21 protein-coding genes are annotated in these 19,778 nt (G+C 54.6%); 13 read left to right on the forward strand and 8 right to left on the reverse strand.

The genetic code is table 11. The features are described from left to right. Positions 1-259: 259 nt before the first annotated feature. The 6 genes from OGY67_RS00090 to OGY67_RS00115 all read right to left on the reverse strand — a co-directional run bounded on the left by OGY67_RS00090 (position 260) and on the right by OGY67_RS00115 (position 7,043). Entirely contained in the window at positions 260-859 is a 600-nt protein-coding gene (locus OGY67_RS00090; protein ID WP_008785470.1) for a KpsF/GutQ family sugar-phosphate isomerase, read from the reverse strand. Then, complete coding sequence (locus OGY67_RS00095) at positions 856-2,493, reverse strand: FGGY-family carbohydrate kinase (protein ID WP_008785469.1); 1,638 nt, start codon at positions 2,491-2,493, stop codon at positions 856-858. The genes OGY67_RS00090 and OGY67_RS00095 overlap by 4 nt, the downstream gene beginning before the upstream one ends. A 17-nt stretch (positions 2,494-2,510) precedes the next feature. Next, a complete protein-coding gene (locus OGY67_RS00100; protein ID WP_003037658.1) occupies positions 2,511-3,464 on the reverse strand; it encodes an ABC transporter permease in 954 nt (317 codons plus the stop codon). A gap of 1 nt (position 3,465) precedes the next feature. Beyond that, positions 3,466-4,455 (reverse strand): ABC transporter permease, encoded by a 990-nt coding sequence (locus tag OGY67_RS00105; RefSeq protein WP_008785467.1) that lies wholly within the window; start codon positions 4,453-4,455, stop codon positions 3,466-3,468. Next, positions 4,448-5,956 (reverse strand): sugar ABC transporter ATP-binding protein, encoded by a 1,509-nt coding sequence (locus tag OGY67_RS00110; protein ID WP_286573059.1) that lies wholly within the window; start codon positions 5,954-5,956, stop codon positions 4,448-4,450. Before OGY67_RS00110 ends, OGY67_RS00105 begins: the two co-directional genes overlap by 8 nt. A gap of 103 nt (positions 5,957-6,059) precedes the next feature. After that, on the reverse strand, positions 6,060-7,043 hold the full coding sequence (locus tag OGY67_RS00115) for an autoinducer 2 ABC transporter substrate-binding protein (protein WP_003037665.1): 984 nt from the start codon (positions 7,041-7,043) through the stop codon (positions 6,060-6,062). A 420-nt stretch (positions 7,044-7,463) separates the two neighbouring features. On the opposite strand from OGY67_RS00115, the gene OGY67_RS00120 reads away from it, so the two are divergent. Continuing rightward, positions 7,464-8,102 (forward strand): DUF1007 family protein, encoded by a 639-nt coding sequence (locus OGY67_RS00120; protein ID WP_032944224.1) that lies wholly within the window; start codon positions 7,464-7,466, stop codon positions 8,100-8,102. Continuing rightward, the gene (locus tag OGY67_RS00125) at positions 8,093-9,073 is read left to right on the forward strand and encodes a nickel/cobalt transporter (RefSeq protein WP_218659042.1); all 981 of its coding nucleotides are present in this window, start codon (positions 8,093-8,095) and stop codon (positions 9,071-9,073) included. Before OGY67_RS00120 ends, OGY67_RS00125 begins: the two co-directional genes overlap by 10 nt. 103 nt (positions 9,074-9,176) lie before the next feature. Here OGY67_RS00125 and suhB read toward each other — a convergent pair whose 3' ends face one another. Next, positions 9,177-9,980, reverse strand: a complete 804-nt coding sequence (suhB, locus tag OGY67_RS00130; RefSeq protein WP_003835237.1) for an inositol-1-monophosphatase — start codon at positions 9,978-9,980, stop codon at positions 9,177-9,179. A 118-nt stretch (positions 9,981-10,098) separates the two neighbouring features. Here suhB and trmJ point away from each other — a divergent pair, with 118 nt between their 5' ends. From trmJ to sseB, 11 genes are all read left to right on the forward strand, one after another. After that, positions 10,099-10,830 (forward strand): tRNA (cytosine(32)/uridine(32)-2'-O)-methyltransferase TrmJ, encoded by a 732-nt coding sequence (gene trmJ / locus OGY67_RS00135; protein ID WP_003835235.1) that lies wholly within the window; start codon positions 10,099-10,101, stop codon positions 10,828-10,830. 239 nt (positions 10,831-11,069) lie between these two features. Then, positions 11,070-11,561, forward strand: a complete 492-nt coding sequence (gene iscR, locus OGY67_RS00140) for a Fe-S cluster assembly transcriptional regulator IscR (RefSeq protein ID WP_003037674.1) — start codon at positions 11,070-11,072, stop codon at positions 11,559-11,561. 112 nt (positions 11,562-11,673) lie between these two features. Next, on the forward strand, positions 11,674-12,888 hold the full coding sequence (gene iscS, locus OGY67_RS00145) for a cysteine desulfurase (protein WP_003835233.1): 1,215 nt from the start codon (positions 11,674-11,676) through the stop codon (positions 12,886-12,888). 25 nt (positions 12,889-12,913) lie between these two features. Then, a complete protein-coding gene (gene iscU / locus OGY67_RS00150) occupies positions 12,914-13,300 on the forward strand; it encodes a Fe-S cluster assembly scaffold IscU (RefSeq protein WP_002913991.1) in 387 nt (128 codons plus the stop codon). Positions 13,301-13,320: 20 nt separating this feature from the next. Continuing rightward, positions 13,321-13,644 carry an iron-sulfur cluster assembly protein IscA gene (iscA, locus tag OGY67_RS00155; RefSeq protein WP_003835203.1) on the forward strand — a complete coding sequence of 108 codons (324 nt, stop codon included), beginning with the start codon at positions 13,321-13,323 and terminating at the stop codon, positions 13,642-13,644. Between the two features lie 108 nt (positions 13,645-13,752). Then, positions 13,753-14,268 (forward strand): co-chaperone HscB, encoded by a 516-nt coding sequence (gene hscB, locus OGY67_RS00160; RefSeq protein ID WP_003835201.1) that lies wholly within the window; start codon positions 13,753-13,755, stop codon positions 14,266-14,268. A 15-nt stretch (positions 14,269-14,283) separates the two neighbouring features. Continuing rightward, positions 14,284-16,134, forward strand: coding sequence for a Fe-S protein assembly chaperone HscA (gene hscA, locus OGY67_RS00165; protein WP_003838439.1), 1,851 nt, complete (start codon positions 14,284-14,286; stop codon positions 16,132-16,134). 1 nt (position 16,135) lies between these two features. Next, positions 16,136-16,471: an ISC system 2Fe-2S type ferredoxin gene (fdx, locus tag OGY67_RS00170; RefSeq protein WP_003037690.1), complete on the forward strand. Its 336-nt coding sequence runs from the start codon at positions 16,136-16,138 to the stop codon at positions 16,469-16,471. An 11-nt stretch (positions 16,472-16,482) separates the two neighbouring features. After that, a complete protein-coding gene (iscX, locus tag OGY67_RS00175; protein WP_003037694.1) occupies positions 16,483-16,683 on the forward strand; it encodes a Fe-S cluster assembly protein IscX in 201 nt (66 codons plus the stop codon). A gap of 61 nt (positions 16,684-16,744) precedes the next feature. After that, on the forward strand, positions 16,745-18,028 hold the full coding sequence (gene pepB, locus OGY67_RS00180) for an aminopeptidase PepB (RefSeq protein ID WP_286573062.1): 1,284 nt from the start codon (positions 16,745-16,747) through the stop codon (positions 18,026-18,028). A 70-nt stretch (positions 18,029-18,098) separates the two neighbouring features. Further along, the gene (gene sseB, locus OGY67_RS00185; protein ID WP_111465254.1) at positions 18,099-18,875 is read left to right on the forward strand and encodes an enhanced serine sensitivity protein SseB; all 777 of its coding nucleotides are present in this window, start codon (positions 18,099-18,101) and stop codon (positions 18,873-18,875) included. A gap of 43 nt (positions 18,876-18,918) precedes the next feature. Here sseB and sseA read toward each other — a convergent pair whose 3' ends face one another. Continuing rightward, a complete protein-coding gene (gene sseA / locus OGY67_RS00190; RefSeq protein WP_167820756.1) occupies positions 18,919-19,764 on the reverse strand; it encodes a 3-mercaptopyruvate sulfurtransferase in 846 nt (281 codons plus the stop codon). Positions 19,765-19,778 lie beyond the last annotated feature (14 nt).

Genomic DNA, 19,778 nt, shown 5'->3' on the forward strand with positions numbered 1-19,778 from the left:
ATGCAGGCTCGGCCCCGACCCGACAGGCAGACGGAATAAGACGAATAGCTCGCGCAGCGACGATTTTCCCGCCGGGAGCCTGGGATGCAAGGGAGGCGGCGGTGAGCCTCCCTTGCACGTTCACGGGTATAGCGATATCAGAGAAGCGATGCACATAAGGTGAACGGAAACTTATTCAGAGTAAAACGTTCTCCTTACATGTTTAACTGACCGCCATTACACTTGCAAATAGGGGGGGTAAAAAGAGCGCTGCCTGGCGCTACTTACCACGGCTCAGCGTTAATCCCACATCACCGCCGGGATGCACAGACAACAGCGTCTCCTTTGAGTAACCGCTTTCGCTCATCAGGCAGGCGCAGGCGGCGTCAAAGATAGCCAGCACCAGTAAAATTGATGTGGTGGCCAACATGTTGAGCGGGTCGGCCTCACGCTGGACGCCGGTGGAAATCACCAGTCTCGACGCTTTAGCAATGGCTGAATCGGCGTTTTCAGTCACGCTCAGAATCGGCACATTTCGCGCATTCAGTCCGGGCAGCAGCCGGGTGAGTTCGTCCGAATTCCCCCCACGCGACAGCATAATCACCAGGTCGTTGGCGCGTAAAAAACCGAGATCGCCATGCGCCGCGTCCGTCGCGTTGAGGTAAATCGCCGGACGTTCCACGCACGCAAGCATATGCGCCACTTTACGCGCCGCAATGCCGGAGGTACCTACGCCGGTGACGACGATTTTCCCCTGACAGCCGCGCAGCTCCGCCATCAGCGACTGCCAGAGCGGTTCAGTCAGATGCTGCCCCAGACCCGCCAGGGCATCGCTATAGAGCTGAAATACGCCGGTGGCCTGAGACCAGGAGTCGCTCATGCGTCCTCCTGCATCAACTGGCGGTATTTCATATGATCCTGATACATCTCGTGGAATACCCGATATTTGCGATCGTAGTACTGCTTAATGCGATTTGTTTGCGGGGTAACCGTTTTACCAATCCGGCTCATCGCCGACATCGCTTCCGGGAAGGTTTCGAAAACGCCCGCGGCGATAGTTCCCATCATGGCGCCACCCAGCAGCATGGCTTCGCTCTCTTCAGGCAGCAGCATCGCGCAGCCGGTGGCGTTGGCATGTTCCTGAACGAAGATTGGGTTTTTCGTCCCGCCGCCGCTGGCCATTATCGTATCGATGGTGTAGCCGCTTTGATTCATCGTTTCAATGATATGGCGGGTTCCCAGCGCAATGGCCTGGATGGTCGCAAGGTACTGTAGCGCCATATCTTCCGGTGTACGAGACAGCTTCAGTCCGGTGATGGCGCCCGTGAGCGTTGGGTTAGCGCGCGGCGAGCGATTGCCGTGGAAATAGGGCAGGATGTGCATATCGCGGGTTAAAAATGCGATATCTTCCGGTTCACCGGCCATTTTACGCAACAGCGCATTCAGCACTTCGTAAATGGTCTGCCCCTGAGATTTAGCCTGCGCCAGCAGGGTTTCGTAGCAAGGATGCGACTGAATAACGTGGTCGATTAACGCCCCGGTTGCTGACTGTCCACCTTCGTTAAGCCAGTATTCTGGCAGCACGGCTGAGTAGTAAGGGCCCCAGACGCCGCCGATAAAACGCGGCTCTTTGGAAATCGCCATGTGTCCAGTGGAAGTGCCGCCAATCAGCGCGATACGACGGTCAAAATCCGCAACCTCGCCGGAAACACCGCTTGCCCCGAGCGTGCCGAGGGTACCGGCGTGGGCATCGATGATCGAGACGCTGACAGCGGTCCCCGGAATCAGCCCCATTTCGCTGGCGGCGCGCGCGGATAGCCCGTGACCGAGCGGTTCGCCCATGGTTTTCACGTAGCGACCAATTTTGGCAGCATCATGCTCCAGCAAATCTTCCAGCCCAATCTGGCGGAAATAGCTGGCATCCCATTTGTCTTCATGGCCCATATAGGTCCATTTACACACCGTCGAACACAATGAGCGCGTGTCATCGCCCGTTGCGCGCCAGGTCAGGAAATCGGGCAGGTCAAAGTAGTATCCCGCATTGGCCCAGGTGTTGGGCATATGTTGCTTCAGCCATAGCAGTTTTGGCGTCTGCATTTCCGGGGAGATAATGCCGCCAACGTAGTCCAGCACCCGATGATGCAGGGCGTTGATGCGCTCGGCCTGAGTAATGGCGCGGTGATCCATCCACACAATGATGTTCTGTTCGCTGCGCCCGGACGGGCTAATGGTCAGTGGTTTACCTTCTTTGTCCAGCACCACCAGTGAACAGGTCGCGTCAAAGCCGAGACCTTTAACCTGGATAGGGTTGATATCCGACTGGTTAATCGCATCGCGAACCGCGTTACACACCGCCTGCCAGATGTTATCGGAAGACTGCTCAACAAAATCGGCCTGCGGGCGGTAAATCTCGATGGCCCGACTGGCCTGACCGACCATTCTGCCGTTGAGATCAAACACGCCAGCACGGGCGCTTCCGGTTCCGACATCCACACCAATAAAGTAACTTGCCATAATTTTTTCTCCTGAAATCAGGCTTTACGATTCTGTAATGCGATAAAGAGGATCAGCACCGCGCCCCACAGCGCCATCGTCAGATAGCTGCTGACCCCCAGCAAGTTAAGGCCGCTTTCCAGCATTTGCAGCACAATCAGTGCCAGCACCAGGCCGATAATGCGCCCGAAGCCGCCATCCGGGTTGATACCGCCGAGGACGGAGGCAAGGATGGTGACCAGCAGGTAGGATTCACCGTATCCGGCTTTAGCTGAGTTGAATTTCGCCATCATCAAAATGGCGGCGACCCAGCCGAGCAGGGCAGAAATCACGTACACCGAAATTTGTACACGTACGGTATTTACGCCGCTGTAGCGGGTAGCCTGTTCATTGGAACCAACGAGATACAGGCTGCGCCCAAGCGTGGTGTGTTCCAGCAGTACCCACAGCAGGATTGCCACCAGGAAAAAGAGCAGTAGCGCCACCGGAATACCGGCAATCGTGGCGTTACCAAGGTACTGAATGGCGGTCGGGAAACCGGAAATCACCGTCCCGTTGGAAAGCAGAATATTCAGCCCGGAGATAAGCGTCATCGTGCCGAGCGTGGCGAGAATAGGCGAAACCCCGACCCAGGCAATCAGCGCACCGTTGAGCGTGCCGATAGCCACCGCCACGGCAGCGCCTGCCAGCAGCGCCAGCACCAGAAACAGCGGGTTATCCGGATGGGTGACGATAATCGCCGCCATCACCAGCGAGCATGCGTTCGCCCCGGCAATAATCGACAAGTTAATGCCGCCGGTCAGCATGGTCATGCCCATCCCGAGGGCCAGCATGCCGAGGATTGGTAGCTGTGAGCCAATCGACTGGAAGTTAGCGACGCTGAAGAAACGGCTGCCGAGTAGGGCCGAGAAGACCAGGGCGACGACCACAATAATCACGCATTGCAGGCGAATGATGGCATCACCGGGTAAAAATCTGGCGATTGTTTTCATCTCAAAGCTCCCTTGCCAGTTTGCGTTTTTCGTTCCAGGCCGTGGCGCTAATGCTGACCAGGATAATGGCGCCGCTGAACACGGTGTGCCAGTAAGAGGAGACGCTGAGCAGCGTCAGGCCATTTTGTAAGAAGGCCAGCAGAACCACGCCGAGCAGGGTTCCGGTCAACGTACCGCGCCCGCCGCTCATGCTGGTTCCGCCGAGTACTACCGCCGCCAGCACCGTCAGCTCAAAGCCGAGCAGCGAATTGGGCGCAACTGACTGGGTGATTTGCGCCTGAACCACGGCGGCAACGCCTGCCAGAATGCCCATGTAGCCATAGACGTAAAAATGCAGCTTCAGCAGATTCAGCCCCAGGCGCGAGGCCGCGTCTCGGTTGCCGCCCATGGCGTAAACCTGACGGCCAAGACGGGTATAGTTCATCAGCACGGCGGTAAAAATGATCACCGCCGCCAGGCACAGCAGGGGGAGGGTCAAACCGTAGTCGTAGCCATCCGCCGCGGTGAACGAGAACCAGTTAATGCCGTTCATAAACCAGTCCGGGAAGCCGTACAGCCAGGTGCCTTTGGTGGCGTAAACCAGCAGACCGTAGTAGACGTTCAGCGTGGCGATGGTAATGATGATTGCCGGAACGCGTAGCCAATAGACCAGAAAACCGTTGATCAGCCCAAGCAGCAGGCCCACCGCAATGGCGATGATTAACGCCAGCGCGAAGTTACCGCCGTGACCGATAACCCAACTGGCCATTGCATACTGGGCTATCGCGGTCATCGCCGGAAATGAGATGTCGATCCCGCCGGAAATCAGCACCACAAACAGCCCACAGGCCAGGATGCCGAGAATCGCGTAGCTGGTGGCCACATCCGTCAGGTTCCCCAAAGACAAGAACTCGTCGGTGCTGATGCTTAGCCCAACGGCAAGGGCTACAACCAGCAGGCCCAGCCAGAACTCATGTTGCCCGATTAAACGGGAGAGATGCATCTTATTCATTGATTACCTCGACCACTTCAGCAATCTCCTCTTCACTGCATTGATGAGGATTAAATTCCGCCACCAGCTTGCCGCGACGCATTACCAGCACACGGTGGCTGTTGTAATACGCTTCCGGGATTTCATCGCAAATCATCAGCACCGCCATACCCTGTTCCGCCAAATCGCGGGCTATCTGGTAAATGCCCTCTTTGTTGGCGATATCCACGCCGACGGTAGGCGAGTCGAGGATCAGGATGCGGGGATTGGTCGCCACCCATTTGGCAATGGCGATACGCTGGGCATTACCGCCGGAAAGGGTTTTGACCGGCAGGAGCGGATCGGACACTTTGATATTCAGTTCGCGGATTAAATCGGCGACCAACTTTTGCGCTTTACGATGATCGAGCAGACCGCTACCGGTGTGCAGTTGATCAAACACCGTGACGATGGTGTTGTCGTAGATCGACTGCTCCATGATCAGCCCCTGCGTCAGGCGATCTTCTGAGACATAGCCGATCCCGTGTTGGATGGCGTCATGGTTATTGCGCAGAGTAACCGGCTGACCGTTAATGCGAATCTCGCCGCTTTCCGGGTGCGTCATACCAAACAGGCTCAGACAAAGCTCAGTGCGCCCGGCACCCAGCAGACCAACAATGGAGACGATCTCGCCGCCGTGCAGCGACAGATTAATGTTTTGGTATTTGCCTCTGCGGCTCAGATTGCGCAGCTCAAGCAGCGGCTCTTGCTCAATCGCGGGCCTTTCCGGCAACGGGCTGTAGTGGAAGCGTTGTCCGGTCATCAGGAAGGCCAGCTCGTGGCTGTCGAGTTCGCTGGCAGGGTATGTACCCACCAGTTTGCCGTCGCGCATTACGCTGATGCGGTCAGCCACTTCCATCACCTCATCCAGACGATGGCTGACAAACACGACGCAAATTCCGGCCGCTTTCAGTTCATTAACTACTCGCAGTAGGCCATTAACCTCCTGGCGGGTTAGCGAGGCGGTGGGCTCGTCCATAATCACCAGACGCGCATCGGCGGCAATCGCCCGGCAAATGGCGACCAGCTGTCGATCAGCAATTGAGAGTTTTTCAACTTTTTTATCGGGATCGATATTCACCCCAATACGTTTCATGGCTGCCAGCGCCTGCTGCTTCATGGCACCACGACGCACCCAGATATCACCACCCGGCAGATAGCGGTTGACCGCGATATTTTCTGCGACGCTAAAGTTGGGGAACAACGACAGGTCCTGATAAATAACCTGAATGCCATAATGGGAAGAGAGCTGCGGCGTCAGATGATGGAATAATTTTCCGTCGAGTAAAATCTGCGCGCCTTTTTCCGGATGATAAACCCCGGAGATCACTTTAATAATGGTACTTTTACCACAGCCGTTTTGACCCGCCAGACAGTGAACTTCGCCTTTTCTCAGCGTCAGATTCACGTTATCCAGCGCCAGCACGCCCGGGAATTGTTTGCTGATATTCTCAAGAGTGATAAATGCGGTGGTGTCTGCCATGGACAATACCCCTGCGCGCGTCCGGGGGGACGCTGAGTGTTAGTTTGGTTGATAGCGCCGACCAGACGGTCGGCGTTAAGGTTCCCTGGTGTTGGCTAAAGCCTTAGAAACCAAGTGATTGTGCGTTGTCTTTGGTGACTTCGAGGATCTTGTTAAAGCGGATCACTTTCTTCTCCGTGTCGATATCGGCTTTCCCTAAACCATCGATACTCAGATCGGCGTTCACTTCTTTGCCCTGCAACAGCTGATCGGCAACGGTGACCAGCGCGTAGCCCGCGTCTTTTGGATCCCACAGCAGCGCTTTTTTGATATCACCGCGCATCAGGTAAGGTGCTGCCTGCGCTGGCATGGCGATCCCGACGACGGCGATCTTATCTTTGGCGCGTTTTTTCTGCACAGCCTGACCCGCACCGATTGGACCCAGTGAGCCGAAGCCGATAATGCCCTTCATCTGCGGGTAGGTTTTCATCAGATCCAGCGTTGTGGCGTAGGATTTATCGATACTTTCCGCGACCGGCAGACGTGAAGTGACTTCGAACATTTCCGGATATTTTTCTTTCTGGTACTTAATTGCATAATCCGCCCACGCGTTATGCAGTGGGACCGTCAGCGAACCAACATAGATGGCATATCCGCCTTTGCCGCCCATATTTTTCGCTAACTCATCGACGTTAGCCTGTGCGTATTTTTCACTATCGATGGTTTCGATATCCCACTGGCCAATTTGCTCATCCGGGGATTCGTGCGTCAGCACCACGATGCCTTTATCGCGCGCTTTTTTCAGTACCGGCTCAAGGACCTTGGCATCATTCGGCACCACGATGATCGCATTAACGTTTTTGGCGATCAGATCCTCAATCACTTTCACCTGCTGCGCCGGGTCCGGCGTTGAAGGTCCGGTCTGGTAAGCATTCACATCCAGTTTTTTTGCTGCTTCATTTACGCCGGTTTCCATCCGGTTAAACCATGGGATCCCGGTGACTTTGGCAACCACAGCAATTTCATATTTTTCCGCCGCAAAGGACGTGCCGGACAACATGCATGCAGAAACCAGGGTTGCACTGAGTAATGCGAGTTTGAATTTCATAGTTGTACCTTTCGTAGGGGGCAGGACATGTCACGGCGTGAAGTTAACAATGAATGGAAGAGGGAATGAATCATAAGTTTGGTAAATGTGATATATGCCCATTATTGTGAATTTATAGAAATAAAATGGTTAACAATTGGTTAAATTTGCATGGTTTTACATTCAGGTTTTCAAATTAAGTGTTAATTAAATATTAAAATGAAACCATCAATTAACATTTTTTTATCATTTGGCTTAAGTTTTGACGCCTAAAAGGTGTTTGGGGGGAATTTCCCGAAGAAGAAATTATCGAAATTGAGAACTGAATCGATACCGGAAAAGGGTGCTCAATATTTTTTCGTTCAATGGTATCCTCAGCACACTTTCGCCAAACCAGGCATCATTATTTGTGGCGGTGTAGATTTTCATCGTGGAGAACTCATGCAAGGCGTTAAACGTATCATTATCACGTTGTTTCTCGCTGTCCTGTCCTTTGGCGCAGGCGCGCATCCCCACAGCTTTATCCATCTGAAAACTGAGATAGTGAGCGAGAATGACCAGTTCGTCGCGCTGAAAATGCGCTGGACGATGGATGAAATTACCTCGGCGGATCTGCTTTACGATGCGGGGAATGCCAAACCTGGTGATGAGATCTGGAAGAAACTGGCGGCGGAAGTGATGGCCAACGTTCTCGGGCAGCACTATTTCACCGAAGTGTGGCACGACGGGAAAAAGGTAAAGTTTAAAAACAGGCCGACGGAATATGGCATGGCGCGGGAGGAACACCAGGCAGTGCTGACGTTCGTTTTGCCGCTGGCCGAAGCTCAGCCGCTGAGTGGTCAAAAATATACCATTTCAACCTTCGACCCGACCTACTACGTTGATATGAGCTATGACAAAGACAGCGACGCCAGGCTGGGGCAGGCCATAAGCCAGAAATGCCGGATTTCAGTACATACGCCGACGCCCAATGAACAAACGCTGAGCTTTGCGCAGTCGCTGGATAAAGAAGACGCACCGCCGGAGGATATGGAGTTGGGTAAACAGTTTGCACAGACGGTAACGCTGCAATGTCAGTAGTTTATCAACAACGCGCAGCCAGACGTCGCTGGCTGACGCTATGGCCGCTGGCTGTCTTTTTGCTGTTGGCGGCAGGCGGCATACTGTGGCTATGGCAGGCCTGGCCGCAGGTGATGATGAAAAGTGTCGTCTGGCAGCGCGACGTTAACCAACAGATGAGCGGGTTGCTGAAAGCAGTTGCCGCCAGGCCGGCCCAGGCCGGGGGATCGCTGCTGCTGTTTAGTTTTCTCTACGGAGTTCTGCATGCGCTGGGGCCGGGACATGGAAAAGTCGTCATTACCACCTGGCTGGCAACGCACCCCTCGAAGCTGAAGTCGAGTATTGGCCTGACGCTAGCCTCATCTTTATTACAGGGGCTGGTCGCCATCGGACTGGTGGTTGTGGTGCTTACCATCTTGCAGTTGCCCGCACGACAGCTACATATGAGTAGTTTCTGGCTAGAGAAAGGGAGTTATGCTCTGGTTGGCGTGTTGGGCGTTTTATTGTGCGTCCGTGCGCTGAAGAAATTGCGCCAGCTGCTGCGCCGCCCAAAATTCACTGCCTTCACGCCGCATCATGTGCATCACGAGGGTTGCGGCTGCGGGCATCAGCATTTGCCCGATCCTGAACAGCTGCAAAGTGGTGATGACTGGCGTGCCCGGTTGATGATCGTGCTGTCTATGGGGATGCGCCCGTGCTCGGGGGCCATCATGGTTTTACTGTTCAGCAAAGTGGTTGGCGTGTTTAGCTGGGGGATGGCGTCGGCGCTGGCGATGGCGGCAGGAACCTCTTTGACGATTACGTCACTGGCTCTGTTGGTACACAGTTTCCGCTCGCTTGCGGTGAAATTTAGCGGGCATAAAGCGCCGGTATTGTGGCGACAGATTGGCTGGACGACGCTGGCATTAGCCGGTGGTGCGGTGCTGATTGCTGCTGCGATTGTGATGTGGATGAGCGCGGTGCCGGTAGGGCGAGGGATAAGACCGTTTTAGCACTGTTGTAGGATGAATGCCTGATGGCGCTTCGCTTATCAGGCCTACGGGGAACTTCCCTGGTAGGCCGGATAAGGCGCTAGCCGCCATCCGGCATCAACGATTAACGCTTCAGCGCATCGCTCAGTTCGTCACGCATGTTAGCCAGCATGGCTTTCACTACGCGCGGGTTACCTGCAACGATGTTGCCGGTCGCCATGTAGTTATGACCACCCGTAAAGTCGCAAACCAGTGCGCCAGCTTCACGGGCAATCAGCTCACCTGCGGCGAAATCCCACGGGCGCAGGCCAATTTCGAAATAACCGTCAACGCGGGCTGCGGCAACGTAGGCCAGATCCAGCGCAGCAGAACCGGTGCGGCGGAAGTCCGCGCATTCGGTAAACATGTTGCCCAGAATTTTCATGTAAGAAGCGGCGTGCTGTTTGGCTTTGAACGGGAAACCGGTGGCGATGATGGTGCCATCCAGATCGCGGGCGGTGCTGCCACGCAGACGGTAGCCGTTCAGCTGTGCGCCCTGGCCACGGGTTGCGGTGAACAGTTCGTTACGCATTGGATCGTAAACAACGGCGACTTCAGTACGGCCTTTGATGCGTACTGCGATGGATACCGCGAAGTGCGGCAGACGTTTTACGAAGTTGGTGGTGCCATCCAGTGGATCGATAACCCATTGAACATCCAAATCTTCACCAACATGTTCACCGCTTTCTTCGGTGATGATGGTGTGCTGTGGGTAAGATTTGCGAATCGTTTCGATAATAATCGCTTCGGCGGCTTTATCGACGTTAGTCACGAAATCATTGCTGCCTTTCTGGCTGGTTTCTACAGAGTCTGGGGTTTCGTAGTGTTTGGCAATTACATTACCCGCCTTGCGCGCTGCGCGCACGGCGATGGTCAGCATCGGATGCATCGGTCTCTCTCACTGGATGTTAAAGAACGGGAAAACGGCGCAGAGTATAGCAGCGAGTTCGGAATATGTCTTCGTTTTATGATAATATGCCCGAATAATCTTTAGCCGAAGAAATACAATGCTGCAAAATATTCGAATCGTGCTGGTGGAAACCTCTCACACTGGCAACATGGGCTCTGTAGCCCGCGCAATGAAAACCATGGGTTTAACCAATCTGTGGCTGGTAAATCCACTGGTTAAACCGGACTCCCAGGCCATCGCCCTGGCAGCGGGTGCCAGTGATGTGATCGGCAGCGCGCAGATCGTCGATACGCTCGATGAAGCGCTGGCGGGCTGTAGCCTGGTGGTAGGCACCAGTGCGCGTTCCCGCACGCTGCCGTGGCCGATGCTGGACCCGCGTGAATGCGGTTTAAAAAGTGTCTCTGAAGCGACGAACTCGCCGGTGGCGCTGGTATTTGGTCGTGAACGTGTTGGTCTGACCAACGAAGAGCTGCAGAAGTGCCATTATCACGTCGCCATTGCCGCGAACCCGGAATACAGTTCGCTCAACCTGGCGATGGCAGTGCAGGTCATCTCTTATGAAGTGCGCATGGCCTGGCTGGCGACGCAGGAAAGCGACAAGACCGTAGATTACGAAGAAGCAGAGTATCCGCTGGTCGATGATTTAGAGCGTTTTTACGGTCATCTGGAGCAAACGCTGCTATCGACCGGGTTTATCCGCGAAGGGCACCCGGGGCAGGTGATGAACAAACTGCGTCGTTTGTTCACGCGCGCGCGTCCAGAGAGCCAGGAGCTGAACATCCTGCGCGGGATTTTAGCTTCAATCGAGCAGCAGAATAAAAGCAAGTAACTGTACTAATGCCGGATGCGTTTCGCTTATCCGGCCTACAGGCCGCACGATTTGCAGGCCGGATAAACGAAGCGCATCCGGCAAGTGAAAATGGCACTGAAGGTTAAATACCTGACTAAATTAGTCAAGTAAATAGTTGACTGATTTAGTCGGGAATGTCAGACTTGCCCCTGCTATGCAATACCCCCATTTTACAATAAAAAACCCCGGGCAGGGGCGAGTTTGAGGCTAAGTAAGACATGAGACTGACATCAAAAGGGCGTTATGCCGTGACCGCAATGTTGGACGTTGCGCTCAACTCCGAAACGGGCCCGGTACCGTTGGCTGATATTTCTGAACGTCAGGGAATTTCCCTGTCATATCTGGAGCAGCTGTTTTCCCGTTTGCGTAAAAACGGTCTGGTTTCCAGCGTACGTGGACCAGGCGGCGGGTATCTGCTGGGTAAAGATGCCGGCAGCATCGCAGTAGGTGAAGTGATTAGCGCTGTTGACGAGTCTGTAGATGCGACCCGTTGCCAGGGCAAAGGCGGTTGTCAGGGCGGCGATAAATGCCTGACCCACGCGCTGTGGCGCGATCTGAGCGATCGTCTGACCGGTTTCCTCAACAACATTACGTTGGGCGAACTGGTAAATAATCAGGAAGTCCTGGATGTGTCTGGTCGCCAGCATACCCATGACGCTCCACGCACTAATCGTGCTCAAGACGCGATCGACGTTAAGTTACGCGCATAATAAAAGTATTTTAGAATCAGGCCGGGGTGCTACACACCCCGTTAACTCGGTCGTACATCCAGCCGGTTGCCTGATTCCTTGCATTGAAGCGATGTACGGAGTTTATAGAGCAATGAAATTACCGATCTATCTCGACTACTCCGCAACCACGCCGGTGGACCCGCGTGTTGCCGAGAAAATGATGCAGTGTCTGACCCTGGACGGAAACTTTGGTAACCCAGCGTCTCGTTCACACCGTTTCGGCTGGCAGGCTGAAGAGGCGGTAGATATCGCCCGTAACCAGATTGCCGACCTCGTGGGCGCTGACCCGCGTGAAATCGTATTTACTTCCGGTGCGACTGAATCCGATAACCTGGCGATTAAAGGTGCTGCCAACTTTTATCAGAAAAAAGGCAAGCACATCATCACCAGCAAAACCGAACACAAAGCCGTGCTGGATACCTGTCGTCAGCTGGAGCGCGAAGGGTTCGAAGTCACCTACCTCGCCCCACAGCGTAACGGCATTATCGACCTGAAAGAACTTGAAGCTGCAATGCGTGACGACACCATTCTCGTGTCCATCATGCACGTGAACAACGAAATCGGCGTGGTGCAGGATATCGCGACTATCGGCGAAATGTGCCGTGCTCGCGGCATCATCTATCACGTTGATGCGACCCAGAGCGTGGGCAAACTGCCTATCGATCTGAGCCAACTGAAAGTTGACCTGATGTCCTTCTCCGGCCACAAAATCTATGGGCCGAAAGGTATCGGCGCGCTGTACGTTCGTCGTAAACCGCGTATTCGTATTGAAGCGCAGATGCACGGCGGCGGTCACGAGCGCGGTATGCGTTCCGGTACGCTGCCTGTGCACCAGATCGTCGGCATGGGTGAAGCATACCGTATCGCTAAAGAAGAGATGGAAACCGAGATGGCGCGCCTGCGCAGTCTGCGTAACCGTCTGTGGAACGGCGTGAAAGATATGGAAGAGGTGTACCTCAACGGTGACCTCGAGCAGGGCGCACCGAACATTCTCAACGTCAGCTTCAACTTTGTTGAAGGCGAGTCGCTGATTATGGCGCTGAAAGACCTGGCTGTATCCTCCGGTTCTGCATGTACTTCTGCAAGCCTGGAGCCATCCTACGTGCTGCGCGCGCTGGGGATGACCGACGAGCTGGCACACAGCTCAATTCGTTTCTCTTTAGGTCGTTTCACTACCGAAGAAGAGATTGACTACGCCATCAATCTGGTTCGCAACTCCATCGGCCGCCTGCGCGACCTTTCTCCGCTGTGGGAAATGTTCAAACAGGGCGTGGATCTGAACAGCATTGAATGGTCACATCACTAATCGGTACCGATAAGGAGAATTCAGCATGGCTTACAGCGAAAAAGTAATCGATCATTACGAGAATCCACGTAACGTGGGCTCTTTTGACAACAGCGACGAGAACGTGGGCAGCGGCATGGTGGGTGCACCGGCCTGTGGCGACGTGATGAAGTTGCAGATCAAAGTCAACAATGAGGGTATCATTGAAGACGCGCGTTTCAAGACTTACGGCTGCGGTTCCGCTATTGCTTCCAGCTCTCTGGTTACCGAATGGGTAAAAGGGAAATCTCTGGACGAAGCACAGGCGATTAAAAACACCGATATCGCCGACGAGCTTGAACTGCCACCGGTGAAAATTCACTGCTCTATTCTGGCTGAAGACGCGATTAAAGCCGCGATTGCGGATTACAAAAGCAAACGTGAAGCAAAATAATTAAGAGTTGAGGTTTTATTATGTCGATTACCTTAAGCGACAGTGCAGCAGCGCGTGTAAATACCTTCCTGGCAAACCGCGGTAAAGGGTTTGGTCTGCGTCTGGGTGTGAGAACCTCCGGCTGCTCAGGTATGGCCTATGTACTGGAATTTGTTGACGAGCCGGCGGCTGAAGATACCGTGTTTGAAGACAAAGGCGTAAAAGTCGTGATCGACGGTAAGAGCCTGCAATTCCTCGACGGTACGCAGTTAGACTTCGTCAAAGAAGGTCTGAACGAAGGGTTTAAGTTCACTAACCCGAACGTGAAAGACGAATGTGGATGCGGCGAAAGCTTCCACGTGTAACGCGCTTACTGATAACCCCACCGTGGTCGCCTGCGCGTGGGGTTTGTTTTACCTGACTCTCTGGTTTTGCCTCATCGAACAACAGAGAATCGATGCCCTGAGAATGTTATGGACTACTTCACCCTCTTTGGCTTACCGGCCCGTTATCAGCTCGATACTCAGGCGCTGAGCCTACGTTTTCAGGATCTACAACGTCAGTATCATCCTGATAAATTCGCCAGCGGTTCCCAGGCGGAACAACTTGCTGCGGTTTCGCAGTCCGCCACTATCAACCAGGCCTGGCAAACGCTGCGTCATCCTTTGATGCGCGCCGAATACTTATTGTCTTTACACGGTTTTGATATCCGCAGCGAGCAGCACACGGTGCGCGATACCGCGTTCCTGATGGAGCAACTGGAGCTGCGTGAAGAGCTGGACGAGATTGAACAGGCAAAAGACAGTCAACGTTTAGATGCGTTTATGAAACGCGTCAGCGAAATGTATAACGTTCGCCATCAACTGATGGTGGAACAGCTGGATAGCGAGACGTGGGACGCAGCGGCAGATACCGTGCGTAAGCTGCGTTTTCTCGATAAACTGCGAAGCAGTGCAGAACAACTCGAAGAAAAACTGCTCGATTTTTAATTTCCGGAAGCGAAAATGGCCTTATTACAAATTAGTGAGCCTGGTCTGAGCGCCGCGCCGCACCAGCGTCGTCTGGCGGTAGGTATCGATTTAGGCACCACAAACTCCCTGGTTGCTACCGTACGCAGCGGCCAGGCCGAAACGCTGGCAGACCATGAAGGTCGCCACCTGTTGCCGTCAGTGGTTCACTATCAGCAGCAGGGCTACTCTGTCGGTTACGATGCCCGCGCCAATGCAGCGTTGGATACGGCAAACACCGTTAGCTCAGTAAAACGCATGATGGGCCGCTCTCTGGCGGATATCCAGGCGCGTTACCCGCATCTGCCATATACGTTCCAGGCGAGCGAAAACGGTCTGCCGATGATTGAAACCGCTGCCGGTTTGCTTAATCCGGTGCGCGTCTCTGCTGATATTCTGAAAGCGCTGGCCGCGCGGGCTACCGAATCGCTGTCCGGCGAACTGGACGGCGTGGTAATCACCGTTCCGGCTTACTTTGACGATGCACAGCGTCAGGGGACCAAAGACGCCGCGCGTCTGGCGGGCCTGCACGTATTGCGTCTGCTGAACGAACCGACCGCAGCGGCGATCGCGTATGGTCTGGACTCCGGTCAGGAAGGCGTGATCGCAGTCTACGATCTTGGCGGCGGTACGTTTGATATTTCTATTCTGCGCCTGAGCCGTGGCGTGTTTGAAGTGCTGGCGACCGGTGGTGATTCCGCGCTCGGCGGCGACGATTTTGACCATCTGCTGGCCGATTACATTCGCGAGCAGGCGGGCGTGGCCGATCGCAGCGATAACCGCGTACAGCGTGAACTGCTGGATGCCGCGATTGCAGCGAAAATCGCACTTAGCGACGCTGATTCTGTAACGGTTAACGTGGCTGGATGGCAGGGTGAAATCACCCGTGAAACCTTTAATGAACTCATTTCCGCACTGGTCAAGCGTACGCTGCTGGCCTGCCGTCGCGCGCTGAAAGATGCGGGCGTGGAGCCGCAAGATGTGCTGGAAGTGGTGATGGTTGGCGGTTCAACGCGCGTGCCTCTGGTACGTGAACGCGTCGGTGAATTTTTTGGCCGTACGCCGCTGACCTCTATTGACCCGGACAAAGTGGTCGCTATCGGTGCGGCAATCCAGGCGGATATTCTGGTCGGAAATAAACCGGACAGCGAAATGCTGCTGCTGGACGTTATCCCGCTGTCTCTGGGACTGGAAACCATGGGCGGTCTGGTGGAGAAAGTGATCCCGCGTAACACCACTATCCCAGTGGCGCGCGCGCAGGACTTTACCACCTTTAAAGATGGCCAAACCGCGATGTCCATTCACGTGATGCAGGGCGAGCGTGAGCTGGTGCAGGACTGCCGTTCACTGGCGCGTTTTGCGCTGCGCGGCATCCCGGCATTGCCGGCTGGCGGTGCGCACATCCGCGTGACCTTCCAGGTTGATGCCGATGGGCTGCTGAGCGTCACCGCCATGGAGAAATCCACAGGCGTTGAGTCCTCAATCCAGGTTAAACCGTCCTACGGTCTGACCGACAGTGAAATCGCCTCCATGATTCAGGATTCGATGAGTTTTGCCGAGCAGGACGTTAAAGCCCGTATGCTGGCAGAACAGAAAGTCGAAGCGGCACGCGTACTGGAGAGTTTATCCGGTGCGCTGAACGCTGATGCCGCGCTGTTAAGCGCCGCAGAACGTCAGGCTATCGACACCGCCGCCGCGCACTTGAGCGAGGTTGCACAGGGTGACGATGTTGACGCGATAGAACAAGCCATTAAAAACGTAGACAAACAAACCCAGGAATTCGCCGCTCGCCGCATGGACAAATCCGTCCGTAGTGCGCTGAAAGGCCATTCCGTGGACGAGGTTTAATATGCCAAAGATTGTTATTTTGCCTCATCAGGATCTCTGTCCCGATGGCGCAGTTCTGGAAGCTGAGACCGGCGAAACCATTCTCGACGTTGCCCTGCGTAACGGGATCGAGATTGAACACGCCTGTGAAAAATCCTGTGCCTGCACTACCTGCCACTGCATCGTGCGTGAAGGTTTTGATTCTTTGCCGGAAAGCACAGAAGAAGAAGACGACATGCTGGATAAAGCCTGGGGACTGGAGCCGGAGAGCCGTTTAAGCTGTCAGGCGCGGGTAACCGAGGACGATTTAGTGGTCGAAATCCCACGTTACACAATCAATCATGCGCGTGAGCATTAACAGAGGGTAGTATGGGACTGAAGTGGACCGATAGCCGCGAAATCGGCGAGGCGCTGTATGACGCTTTCCCCGATCTCGATCCCAAGACCGTTCGTTTCACCGATCTGCACCAGTGGATCTGTGACCTGGAAGAGTTCGATGATGATCCTCAGGCATCGAACGAAAAAATCCTTGAGGCCATTTTGCTGGTCTGGCTGGACGAAGCCGAATAAGTCAACGGGCTGCCCACGGGTGGCCCGTTTTCCTGTATGCGCGAAAATAAGGATAAATAAAATGACAGAAGCCATGAAAATTACGCTTTCCACGCAACCCGCCGATGCCCGCTGGGGTGAAAAGGCGACATACAGCATTAATAATGACGGCATTACCCTGCACCTGAACGGAAAAGATGACCTCGGCCTTATCCAGCGTGCCGCGCGTAAAATCGACGGCCTGGGTATTAAACACGTTCAACTGGACGGTGAAGGCTGGGATACCGAACGTAGCTGGTCGTTCTGGCAGGGCTACAAGGGACCAAAAGGCACCCGCAAAGTTGAGTGGGCCGCTCTGGACGAAGCGCAGCGCAAAGAGCTGGATAGCCGTCTGAAGATTATTGACTGGGTGCGCGATACCATTAACGCCCCGGCAGAAGAGCTGGGCCCGGAACAGCTGGCGCAGCGCGCTGTTGATCTGCTGTGCTCCGTCGCGTGCGATAACGTCTCTTACCGCATCACCAAAGGTGAAGATCTGCGCGAGCAGAACTACATGGGCCTGCATACCGTGGGTCGCGGATCTGAACGTCCTCCAGTGCTGCTGGCGCTGGACTACAACCCAACAGGCGACAAAGAAGCCCCGGTTTATGCCTGCCTGGTTGGTAAGGGAATTACTTTTGATTCCGGTGGTTACAGCATCAAGCAAAGCGCATTTATGGACTCAATGAAGTCCGACATGGGCGGTGCGGCAACGGTCACCGGCGCGTTGGCATTTGCCATCACCCGTGGTCTGAACAAGCGCGTGAAGTTGTATCTGTGCTGCGCGGATAACCTGATTAGCGGCAACGCCTTTAAGCTCGGCGACATCATTCACTATCGCAACGGTAAAAAAGTTGAAGTGATGAATACCGATGCCGAAGGACGTCTGGTGCTGGCCGATGGCCTGATCGATGCCAGCGCGCAGAAACCGGAACTGATCATTGATGCTGCCACGCTGACCGGCGCGGCGAAAACCGCGCTGGGCAACGATTACCACGCGCTGTTTAGCTTTGATGATCAGCTGGCTGCTCGCCTGCTGGCAAGTGCGGCGCAAGAAAACGAACCGTTCTGGCGTCTGCCGCTGGCAGAGTTTCACCGTAGCCAGTTGCCGTCGAACTTTGCCGAACTGAATAACACCGGTAGCGCGGCTTACCCGGCTGGCGCAAGCACCGCGGCGGGCTTCCTGTCCCATTTCGTGGAAAACTACCAGCAGGGCTGGCTGCATATCGACTGCTCTGCAACCTATCGCAAAGCGCCGGTTGAGCAGTGGTCTGCGGGCGCAACCGGTCTGGGTGTGCGCACGATTGCGAATCTGCTGACCGCATAATTTATTACTGTATTGCCGGATGGCGCTACGCTTATCTGGCCTACATGTATTCATCCAATTTGTGATACTTATGTCCGAAACAAAAAACGAATTAGAAACATTGCTGGAACAAGCGGCAACAGAGCCTGCGCATCGTCCGGCATTTTTCCGTACTTTACTGGAATCCACAGTCTGGGTGCCGGGTACTGCCGCAGAAGGCGAGGCGGTGGTTGAAGACAGCGCTCTCGACCTGCAGCACTGGGAAAAAGAAGACGGAACGACCGTGATCCCGTTCTTCACTTCTCTGGAAGCCCTGCAGCAGGCGGTGGAAGATGAGCAGGCATTTGTCGTTATGCCGGTGCGTACGTTGTTTGAAATGACGCTCGGCGAAACGCTCTTTCTCAACGCGAAACTGCCGACCGGCAAAGAATTTATGCCGCGTGAAATCAGCCTGCTGATGGGGGAAGAGGGGAATCCGCTCAGCACCCAGGAAGTACTGGAAGGTGGTGAATCGCTGATCCTCTCTGAAGTCGCTGAACCTCCGGCGCAGATGATTGACTCGCTGACTACGCTGTTTAAAACCATTAAGCCGGTAAAACGCGCGTTTCTCTGCTCAATCAAAGAAAGCGCGGAAGCCCTGCCGAATCTGCTGATTGGTATTGAAGCGGAAGGGGATATTGAAGAGATCATCCACGCTGCTGGCAGCGTCGCGACCGATACGCTGCCGGGCGATGAACCTATTGATATCTGCCAGGTGAAGAAGGGTGAGAAGGGCGTGAGCCACTTTATCACTGAGCATATCGCACCGTTCTACGAACGCCGCTGGGGCGGTTTCCTGCGCGACTTTAAACAGAACCGGATTATCTAAATTGTAGGCCGGATAAGCGAAGCGCTATCCGGCTTTTCCAGCTTTATAATTGCGGTTCTACCGGTAAATCGTTGCGCGCTCCCCATTCGCTCCATGCGCCGTCATACAATGCGACGTCAGAAACGCCCAGCGTGGCAAGTGCCAGCACGACGACGGCAGCCGTTACGCCGGAGCCGCAGCTGGCGATAATAGGGCGGTCAAAGCTCACGCCGTGGCTGAAGAAAATAGCATCCAGCTCATCGGTGGTTTTCAGTTCGCCGTCACGAACCAGTTCTGTCCACGGTACGTTAAGCGCACCCGGCACATGACCACGTTTCAGACCAGGACGCGGCTCGTCAACTTCGCCATTAAAACGCGCAGCCGGACGGGCATCGACGATCTGCGCCGTTTTTTCATGACTGGCCAGCAGTACATCGGTAACGCGCACAACTGCGTCAGGCGTAAAGGCCACGTTAAATTCACCTTCAGGTAAATCCTCATCGCCTTCCTTGAGCATTAACTCATCGCGCTTCCAGCCTGCCAGACCGCCTGCCAGAATGGAGACATTTTCGACGCCAAATGTCCGCAGCATCCACCATGCGCGTGGCGCGGAAAACAGATTACCGTCATCGTAGATAACCAGATGCTTATCCTGATCAACGCCCAGCTCGCGCATCGCAACGGCAAAGGCTTCGGGGCGTGGCATCATATGCGGTAGCGGTGAGGTATGATCGGAAAGCGCTTCAATATCAAAAAAGACTGCGCCAGGAATATGGCCCGCACGATACTCCTCGCCAACATCGCGATCTTCCTGTCCTGGAGGTGCCATCCGGGCATCAATAATTTGTATTTCCGGGTCGTCAATGTGTTCGGCAAGCCAGTCGGCAGCGACAAAGAAGGCGGTGGTCATAGGCATCTCCATTT

Source organism: Citrobacter sp. Cpo015 (assembly GCF_030333035.1).
Taxonomy (GTDB): Bacteria; Pseudomonadota; Gammaproteobacteria; order Enterobacterales; family Enterobacteriaceae; genus Citrobacter; species Citrobacter portucalensis.